At 62.9% G+C, this 9,051-nt stretch carries 10 protein-coding genes; 4 read left to right on the top strand and 6 right to left on the bottom strand.

Annotated elements, in window-relative coordinates:
- Window positions 1–50: 50 nt before the first annotated feature.
- From NKF26_RS10330 to NKF26_RS10310, 5 genes are all read right to left on the bottom strand, one after another.
- Window positions 51–641, bottom strand: a complete 591-nt coding sequence (locus NKF26_RS10330; protein ID WP_253234269.1) for a hypothetical protein — start codon at window positions 639–641, stop codon at window positions 51–53.
- A 26-nt stretch (window positions 642–667) separates the two neighbouring features.
- Window positions 668–1,480, bottom strand: coding sequence for a shikimate dehydrogenase (locus tag NKF26_RS10325; protein WP_253228239.1), 813 nt, complete (start codon window positions 1,478–1,480; stop codon window positions 668–670).
- Between the two features lie 71 nt (window positions 1,481–1,551).
- Window positions 1,552–2,700 (bottom strand): sodium:calcium antiporter, encoded by a 1,149-nt coding sequence (locus NKF26_RS10320; RefSeq protein ID WP_253228240.1) that lies wholly within the window; start codon window positions 2,698–2,700, stop codon window positions 1,552–1,554.
- Between the two features lie 55 nt (window positions 2,701–2,755).
- Window positions 2,756–3,892 (bottom strand): sodium:calcium antiporter, encoded by a 1,137-nt coding sequence (locus NKF26_RS10315; protein WP_253228241.1) that lies wholly within the window; start codon window positions 3,890–3,892, stop codon window positions 2,756–2,758.
- A gap of 126 nt (window positions 3,893–4,018) precedes the next feature.
- The gene (locus NKF26_RS10310; RefSeq protein WP_253234268.1) at window positions 4,019–4,414 is read right to left on the bottom strand and encodes a universal stress protein; all 396 of its coding nucleotides are present in this window, start codon (window positions 4,412–4,414) and stop codon (window positions 4,019–4,021) included.
- Window positions 4,415–4,493: 79 nt separating this feature from the next.
- Here NKF26_RS10310 and NKF26_RS10305 point away from each other — a divergent pair, with 79 nt between their 5' ends.
- The 4 genes from NKF26_RS10305 (at window position 4,494) to NKF26_RS10290 (ending at window position 7,899) form a co-directional block, all read left to right on the top strand.
- Window positions 4,494–5,828 carry a D-aminoacyl-tRNA deacylase gene (locus tag NKF26_RS10305; protein ID WP_253234267.1) on the top strand — a complete coding sequence of 445 codons (1,335 nt, stop codon included), beginning with the start codon at window positions 4,494–4,496 and terminating at the stop codon, window positions 5,826–5,828.
- Between the two features lie 117 nt (window positions 5,829–5,945).
- Window positions 5,946–7,094 carry a cell division protein FtsZ gene (ftsZ, locus tag NKF26_RS10300; RefSeq protein ID WP_253228244.1) on the top strand — a complete coding sequence of 383 codons (1,149 nt, stop codon included), beginning with the start codon at window positions 5,946–5,948 and terminating at the stop codon, window positions 7,092–7,094.
- 182 nt (window positions 7,095–7,276) lie between these two features.
- Window positions 7,277–7,453, top strand: a complete 177-nt coding sequence (locus NKF26_RS10295) for a protein translocase SEC61 complex subunit gamma (protein ID WP_253228245.1) — start codon at window positions 7,277–7,279, stop codon at window positions 7,451–7,453.
- Between the two features lie 8 nt (window positions 7,454–7,461).
- The gene (locus tag NKF26_RS10290; RefSeq protein WP_066143443.1) at window positions 7,462–7,899 is read left to right on the top strand and encodes a transcription elongation factor Spt5; all 438 of its coding nucleotides are present in this window, start codon (window positions 7,462–7,464) and stop codon (window positions 7,897–7,899) included.
- A 199-nt stretch (window positions 7,900–8,098) separates the two neighbouring features.
- On the opposite strand, the gene NKF26_RS10285 is transcribed toward NKF26_RS10290, so the two are convergent.
- Window positions 8,099–9,028, bottom strand: coding sequence for a CPBP family intramembrane glutamic endopeptidase (locus tag NKF26_RS10285; protein WP_253228246.1), 930 nt, complete (start codon window positions 9,026–9,028; stop codon window positions 8,099–8,101).
- Between the last annotated feature and the right edge of the window lie 23 nt (window positions 9,029–9,051).

Raw genomic sequence — 9,051 nt, 5'->3', positions numbered from 1 at the left:
GTTATCTCCCCGGCGCGAGCGCGTTGGAGTTGTGTTTTCGGCATCGATTACTAGGCCTCGGGTTCGGGTTCGGGTTCGACGGTCTCCGGCTCTTCCTCGGGTTCGGGTTCGGGTTCGGACTCCGATTCGTCCGCCGTTTCTTCGACTGTTTCGTCAAGTTCTGGTTCTTCAACCGTTTCCGGTTCTTCGTCAGCTTCCGATTCTTCGTCCGCTTCCGGTTCACCGACTTCCTCCTCGTCCGAAACAGCGTCGGGCTCCGGTTCCGGTTCGGTTGCTTCGGTCTGTGCCGGTTGCCCAGCTTCGGCGGACGGTCCGGTCGCCTCCGCCGGTTCCGCGGCCGTGTCTGGTTCCGCAGTCGTCTCGGATTCAGCGGTTGTGTCTGGTTCAGTGGCTGTGTCTGGCTCTGCCTCCTCGATATGGTCGGTCGGTTCCCCCGTATCGACCGGCTCCTCGGTCGAAACGGTCGTGTCTTCCGCGGGGGACTCCTCGGACATTTTCACTGCTTTCTCTGATTCCACGTCGGGCTGTGCTCTCGTCTCGGTCGGTTCACGCTCGATTGTCACACCGTTGTCACGGTTGCGCGTTTTCGACCGCTCATCGCCAAGACCGAGCAGCGATTTCAGCCGTGTGATAAGCCCCATTACAGGACTGTACAAAGTCCCTTCACTTAAAGCCGTCTTCGCAGGGCGGCGTCCATCCGCTCGACCGGTGCATCTCGACCGGTCCATAGTTCAAATGCGACGACCCCTTGAAACAGAAGCATCCACGCGCCGTCGATGGTCGTCGCCCCCCGCGCGGACGCCTCGCGGAGCAGGCGCGTTTCGAGCGGGCTGTACACGGCGTCCATTACCGCGAGGTCGGCGTGGAGCGCGTCGGCGGGAACGGGCGTCTCGTCCGAGTCCATCCCGACGCTCGTCGCGTTGACCAGCACGTCCGCGTCCGCAACGAGTTCCGGGAGTTCGTCCAACCCGTGTGCCGTCGCGGTTTCCTCGCCACCGACGCCGTTCACCGCATCGGCCAACGACGTCGCGCGCGCTACGGTCCGATTGGCGATAGCGACGGTCGAACCCTCGTCGGCGAGCATGAACGCGACCGCTCGCGCCGCGCCACCCGCACCGACGAGGACCGCGGATTTCCCGTCGAGTGAAACGTCGTGCCGTTCGAACGCTCGCCGCGCACCCGCCGCGTCCGTGTTGTGACCCGTCGGTGGGGATGTTGAGAAATCGATGGTGTTCACCGCGCCGATGCGTCCGGCGAGCGAATCGGGGTCGACGTGCGCGAGGACGTCCTCTTTGAACGGGATCGTGACGTTCAGTCCGCGAATTCCGAGCGCCTTCGCGCCCTCGATTGCCGGGGCGATAGCGTCCGGTTCGAAGGTGACGTAGCGGGCGTCCATGTCGAGTTCGTCGTACGCGGCCTCGTGCATCGGCGGGGAACGGGAGTGACCCACCGGGTTGCCGAGCAGTCCGTAAACGTTCATGGCGGCAAAAGGAAGGGGAGGGACTTAATCGGACGGTCGAATGGACAAGAGGTGTACGAATCGGGGGACGGTTACGCCCCGAGCATGACGAAGTAGACCGCCAGTGCGAGGAAGACGACGTAGAAGGCGCCGCTTCCGAGGAACGGCGTCGGGTTGAAGTCTCCCTCGCCGACGCGCCGTGCACGGAAGAGGACGATGCATCCGGCGGCGATGGCGAACAGCACGGAAATCGCGTTCAGGAACCCCGGCGTCCCCCACGTGAGGTTCAGGTTCCACGGGGTGAACAGGATACCGAGAGTGACGGGCAAGGTCCCCTGAAACGCCATCGCGCCGGTGATGTTGTTGAGCGCGAGGGTGTCCTTGTCACGTGCCAACCAGAGGACGCTGTTGAACGCTTCCGGAAGTTCCGTCGCGATGGGTGCGATGATGAGCGCGACGATGGCGTACGGGATTCCGATGGAACTCGATACCCACTCCACTTGATCGACGAACAACCGAGCACCGATCACGATGAAGGTGAGCGCGATGAGCGTTTGAAGCGCCGTGAGGACGAAGTGCGGATCGGAACTGTGGTCCTTGTCGGGTCCGCTGCCGAACCGTTCGAGGATTCCTTCGACGGCCAATCCGACGTGGAGGTCGTCCATGTCGTCGTCGTCCGCGAGTTCGCCTGCCCGAAGAGAGAGATAGAGGTAGCCGAGATACAGCAGAACGAGGAAGATGGCGATGAAGTCGCGGATCGGAATCGTGGCGATTTCGGTGCTTTTGGGGATGAGCGCGGCGATGAACGCCAGCGAGTAGCCGATGAGGAAGAACGTCAAATCGCGCTTCGTCGACCCCTGGTTGAACTGAAGGTCGGTGTCGTTGGAGCGGCGGTCGGCGAAGTAGTAGACGCTGGCCCCGACGAGGAACATGGCGATGGTGGCGAGCATGAACGGCGCGCCGAGGATGGCACCGACCCCCACGTCGGAAGCCCCTTCTCCACCCTTCAGAATCGCGATGACTGGAATCGTCGTCTCAGGGAGCGCGGTTCCCATCGCGGCGAGGATGCTCCCCGTCGCGCTCTCGGAGATTCCGAGGCGATAGCCGAGCCATTCGACGCCGTTCGTGAACACCTCCGCACCCAGTAGAAGAAGACCGAAGGACGCGAGCAGTAACAGTCCTTTCGTCCACGACTCCGAAAGCGCGAGCGGCGGCATATAGCCTGTGACTGGAAGAGACATTATGGATTGTAGTTCCGATGGGGGTCAATTAAGCTATTCCATCTGACCAGACTGGTCAGTGACCTGCGATACCGCCGACGTCGAGGACCACGACGTGGTAGACGACGATGGCGATGAACAGCAGGTAGAACAACCCGCCGACGAGGAACGGTCGCGCCGTCATCTTCTTCCCGTTGATTCGGCGTGCCCGGAGGTACAGCAGGCCGCCGCTGACGATCGCCAGGATCGCGGAGAGTCCGTTCAGGAATCCCGATGTTCCCCACGAAAGACTGAGGTCCCACGAAGTGAAGAGGATGCCGAACGTGACGGGAAGCGTCCCCTGGAACGCCATCGCACCGGAGATGTTCCCGAGCGCGAGGGTGTCCTTGTCGCGGGATATCCAGATGATGCTGTTGAACTTCTCGGGGAGTTCGGTCGCCAGCGGCGCGATGAGGAGCGCGACGATGGCCGTCGGAATGCCGAGCACCTCCTCGGAGACCCACTGCGTCTGGGAGACGAACACCTGCGCGCCGCCGATGATGAGGCCGAGCGCGATGAGCGTCTGCACCGCGACCAGGATCGAGTGAGGGTTGCCGGAGTGATTTCTATCCGTGTTCCGTCCGGGGAAACGGTCGATGACTCCCTCGATCATCAATCCGAGATGCAGGTCCTCCAAGTCCTCTCCCTCGACCAGTTCGCCGCTCTTGAGCGAACGGTAGAGGTAGAACAGGTAGAGGAGGACGAGCACCGCGCCGATGCCGTGGGAAATCGTGTCGTTCGGAATCAACGCGGCGAGAAACGCGAGCGTGTAGCCGACGAGGAAAAAGGAGAGGTCTCGGCGGGTGGACTTCTCGTTGAAATGCATCTCCTGACCGTGTGTCCGGCGCGTCCCGAAGTAGAGAACGCTGCCCCCGACGAGGAACATGGCGATGGTGGCGAGCATGAACGGCGCGCCGAGGATGGCACCGACGCCGACTTCCTCGGCGGCCTTCGTCCCGCCGCCACTCCCGAAGACGGCGATGATCGGGATCATCGTCTCGGGGAGCGCGGTACCCACGGCCGCGAGGATGCTCCCCGTCGCGCTTTCGCTCACGCCGAGTCGGCGGCCGAGCCACTCGACCGCGTTGGTGAACACCTCCGCGCCGAGGAGGAGTAGGAGAAACGATGCGAGAAGCAGGAGGGAATTTTCCCACACTGGTGGTAGAATTGCCATCGAAACTGTGGATAGCGGGGTCATCGTGGTGGTATTTTCAAAATGGCTCTAATTAAGTGGTTCCCTCTGCGCCGGATGTGATTTTTTGGCCGAATTCGTCCGACGAAAGAACCACAGATAACGACATCAGGGAACGGTCGTCACGGGAATGTCACACGATTCGAGGACGGTCTTCGCGGCGCTTCCGAGGAGGAACGCCCCGATGCGTCCGGTGCCGTGGTGGCCCATGACGACGTGGTCGTAGTCGTCATCCTCGACCACGGCGATGATGTCCTTTCCGATCCGGTCCGACACCTTCAGGCTCGCGAGGTGGACGTCCACCGACACGGACGTGTCGCTCTCGACCCCGGAGTCGGCCAGTTTCTCGTCGATCCGCGTTTGCAACCGGTCGGTATCCTCCCCGCGAACGTCCGTGAAGTGGACGACGCTCAGGTCGGCATCGTATCGTCGTGCGAACTCGATGGCGAAGTCGAGCGCGCGCATGCTACATTCGGAGCCATCGACTGGAGCGAGAATCTTCATGGTCGAACACACTTTCCCCCCGGGCTTAACGCTTTCCGGGTTCGACGGACTTTTTCGCCGTGCGTTCGGAGGGTCGTTCGTGATTGCCGTCGTCGTCAGCAGGGCCGATTACGCCTCCGAACACATCGGCGAGTTCCTGCTCTCCGAAACTGAGTGGAACGTGCACGAAGACGAATCCCGCCCCGACGCCGAGGGTGGTGGCACCTACTACCGAACTGACGGGTTCGAACTGCGGGAATTCGACGCGCTCCACCTCGACATCGAGGACGCCGCCGAACCGTTTTCGGACCCTGAGATGCTCGTGTTCGCCTCGCGCCATTCGGGGGACACCGGCCCGCTGCTGACGGGCCACTTCACGGGCAACTTCGGCCCGGCGGAGTTCGGTGGAACCGACAGAACGGTGGCCGAGGCCTGTCCGAACGCCCACGCACGACTGCTCGAAGCGTTCGACGAGCACGCGCCCGAGGGGTACGACGTCGGAATGGAGTGCACCCACCACGGGCCGAGCGAAGTCGGCGTTCCCTCGATGTTCGTCGAACTGGGAAGCGACGACGAACAGTGGGGCGACCCCGATGCGGCCCGCGCCGTCGCCCGCGCCATCCTCGACCTGCGCGGTGTCGCCCCCCACCGGGAGCGCCAACTGGTCGGTTTCGGCGGGGGCCACTACGCCCCGCGATTCGAGCGAATACTCAGGGAAACGGACTGGGCGGTCGGACACATCGCGTCCGACTGGAACCTCGAAACGTTGGGATTGCCGGAGGCACATCCGAAAACGATCCGACAGGTGTTCGAGCGAAGCGGTGCGGAGTACGCCGTCTGCGAAGGGAAAACGGACGACATCGCCGAGGTCGTCGCCGACCTTGGCTACCGCGTGGTGAGCGAGACGTGGGTCCGGGAAGTGTCGGGCGTTCCGCTCGCGCTCGTCGAGGAACTGGAGTCGGAACTGTCGTCGGTGGAGTCGGGGCTACGGTTCGGCGAGAAAGCGCGTGAGATGCCCGCAACGGAGCCGTTCGAAATCGTTTCGCTCCCCGGGAAACTGCTCGACGCCGTTACGGGAATCGACAGGGACGCCGTCTCGGAACTCGTCGCGGCGCGGACGGTCGCGTTCGAAACCGACGAGGGAGGAACGCAGGTCGCCGGGCGTGCGGCGGTTCTCGATACGGCGGACTTCGAGGCCGTCATCGACGGACTGGTCGAACTGCTCGACGGAAAGTACGACGATGTGAGCCGGAACGGGGACGAAATCGTCGTGCGTGACGTGGGGTTCGATCCCGAGAAGGCTCGCAAATTGGGCGTTCCGGAGGGTCCGGCGTTCGGAAAGCTCTCGTCCGGGGTCGCGGTGGAGGTGAACGGGACGACGATTCCACCCGGCGAGGTGCAAACCGAACGGACACGCGTCTTCCCCGTTCGGTGAATCCCGGGAATGAATCAGTGCTTATAGCTTTTTTTCACGGTGGAGTGATATGAGTCAGACAACCGTCGCCCAGAGGGGAAAGATAATTAATGTGCGTTCGTAAAAGAAGCTTCAAGGATGGATTCAATCGTTGAAGACGCCATTGAGGAGGCGGAAGGGCAACAACAGGATGCCCCCCAATCGCAGGTCGGTGGTGTCTCGCAGGACACTAGTCTCTCCGGGACAATGACCGACGAGGAACTACAGGACGTACTCAAGGAACTCCAAACCAACATCACCGTCGTCGGGTGCGGCGGCGGTGGCGGGAACACGGTCAACCGAATGGCCGAAGAGGGGATTCACGGGGCGTCACTCGTCGCCGCGAACACCGACGTTCAGCATCTCGTCGAAATCGAGGCGGACACCAAGATTCTGATGGGCGAACAGAAGACGAGCGGGCGCGGTGCCGGGTCGCTCCCGCAGGTCGGCGAGGAGGCCGCCCTCGAAAGTCAGGACGAAATCTACGACTCGATTCAAGGCTCGGACATGGTGTTCGTCACCGCCGGTCTCGGCGGCGGCACCGGCACGGGGAGCGCCCCGGTCGTCGCCAAAGCCGCGCGCGAGGCTGGCGCGCTCACCATCGCCATCGTCACGACGCCGTTCACGGCGGAGGGCGAGGTCCGACGCACCAACGCGGAGGCCGGTCTGGAGCGTCTGCGCGACGTGAGCGACACCGTCATCGTCGTCCCGAACGACCGCCTGCTCGACTCGGTGGGCAAACTGCCCGTCAAACAGGCGTTCAAGGTCGCCGACGAAGTGCTCATGCGCTCGGTGAAAGGCATCACGGAGCTCATCACGAAGCCCGGCCTCGTCAACCTCGACTTCGCCGACGTTCGCACCGTCATGGAGAAAGGCGGCGTGGCGATGATCGGTCTCGGCGAGAGCGACTCCGACCAGAAGGCACAGGATTCGGTCAAGAGCGCCCTGCGCTCGCCGCTCCTCGACGTGGACATCAGCGGCGCGAAATCCGCGCTCGTCAACGTCACCGGTGGCAACGACATGTCCATCGAGGAGGCCGAAGGCGTGGTCGAGCAGATCTACGACCGCATCGACCCCGACGCCCGCATCATCTGGGGGACCTCCATCGACGAGGACCTCGACGGCACCATGCGCACCATGATCGTCGTCACCGGCGTCGAATCACCACAGATCTACGGCCGCAACGAAGCCGAACGGGCACAGGCGAAGGCCCAACAGCAGGCCGAAGACATCGACTACGTCGAATAATCTCTTCTTCGTTTTTCGGATTTGTGGCGGAGAGCCGTGGGTTTTCACAAAAATCGAGACGAGTTCGGTACGAGCTTCGATGCCGTTTCGACCGATCCCCCCTCGAACGTGTCCCAACCACGTTTCGCTCTCATCCCTCTGTAGTAAGATAGAAAAAGCCCGATGGCCAAGCACAACCAACAATGGACGTTAAGCTTGACCTCGCGTCGTACCTGCGGGTGCTCAAATTGGCGAGCACGCCGTCGTGGAACGAGTTCTCGAAGATCGCTCAGATTGCCGGTGCCGGTATTCTGCTCGTTGGACTGCTCGGGTTCGTGATCTTCGCCATCATGAGCTTCATCAACGCCGCCCCCGTATAGGAGAACAAATGCCTATCTACGCAGTAAAGACCACGGCAAGTCAGGAACGTACAGTCGCGGACATGATCATCAACCGCGAGGAGCCGGAGATTCACGCGGTCCTCGCGCCCGACGCGCTCACCAGCTACGTCATGGTCGAGGCCGACGACCACCGCGTCATCGACCGCGTGCTGGAGGAAATCCCCCACGCGCGGAGCATGGTCCCCGGCGAGAGCAACATCTCCGAAGTGGAGCACTTCCTCTCCCCGACGCCCGACGTGGAGGGTATCGCGGAAGGGGACATCGTGGAACTCATCGCCGGACCGTTCAAGGGTGAGAAGGCCCAGGTCCAGCGTATCGACGAGGGCAAGGACCAGGTAACGGTCGAGCTGTACGAGGCCACCGTCCCGATTCCCGTCACCGTGCGCGGTGACCAGATCCGCGTGCTGGACAGCGAAGAACGGTAGCGCTTCTGGCTCTCGTTCGCTCCTCCGTCGCTCACGAGAACAGCGAGGAACGGTAGTTCCTCTGGCACCCGTTCGCTACGCTCACGAGAACAGCGAAGAGCGGTAAGCACAGCGCACCGCTCCGTGACACGGAAGCGAGCTTCCCGATTCTCTCGGCTCCTCCGACCTCCTACGAGCGTGCAGTATCCGTGTTCGCCGACTATCTCGACGAATCGTCGCGGGCGTGAACCGCGAACTCCAGCGCGTTGACGAGATAGTGGGCGACCACGACCACAACCATGCTTCCCGTCAGGACGAACGCGCTGGCGAGCGCCGCACCCAGCGTTCCCGTGACGAGCACACCGGCCGGACCCTGCGCGCCGTGGCCGACAGCGAACGCGACTGACGAGGCGACGACGAGGAACCACGGCGAGATGCCGTAGCCGACGGCGAATACGCCCACGAGGGACGACCGGAACAGGAGTTCCTCGAACCCCGCGATGATCGGGAGGACGAGAACGAGCAAAACGATCCACCCGCGCACCGAATCGGGGGTGAGCATCTCCCGAAGGCTGTCCTCGTACTCGATTCCGGCCGCGTCGACCACTCGCTGGCCGAATTCGTTGGCGACGTAGAGCGCCACCCCGAGAAGTGCCCCGACGCCGAACTGGGTCGCCGTCACGCTCCCCACGCCGAGCGCGTCGGCGGGAATCGCGGTCAGCACGGCGGCGACGACGAGTATCACGCCGAACAGTCCCTGACTCAGCGCGACGTTGACCAGCAGCGTCCCCGGCGTGAAATCCTCCACTGGAGTCGGAGACTCGACGGCCGGGAACGGTTCGTCGGGAATCGGCGACGAAACGTCGGTCGGTCGGCGGCCCTGGTTCTCGAAAGTGGAAACGTTCGATTCGTTGGCATCCTGGTCGTCGTCGTCCCGTTCGTCGTCGTTCCTGCTCCGTTCGTCCTCACCCCATTCGTCCCCGCCGTTCCGTACGCGTCGGTCGGGCGTTTCGACGCTCGCCTCGGATTCCTCCCATCCGTCTTCGTCCTCCCCGACGAACATGGCCTGCGAGGCGCGAGCCAGCGCGATGAGGACGACGAGGACAATGAGGGTGACGCCTGCGAACGCGTTCCAGTTCGGCGTGACCATTCACGTTCGTGTTCGTACGCTGA

It is taken from the genome of Haladaptatus sp. AB618, from assembly GCF_024136965.1.
Taxonomy (GTDB): Archaea; Halobacteriota; Halobacteria; order Halobacteriales; family Haladaptataceae; genus Haladaptatus.
This window is presented reverse-complemented; position numbering and strand designations above follow the sequence as displayed.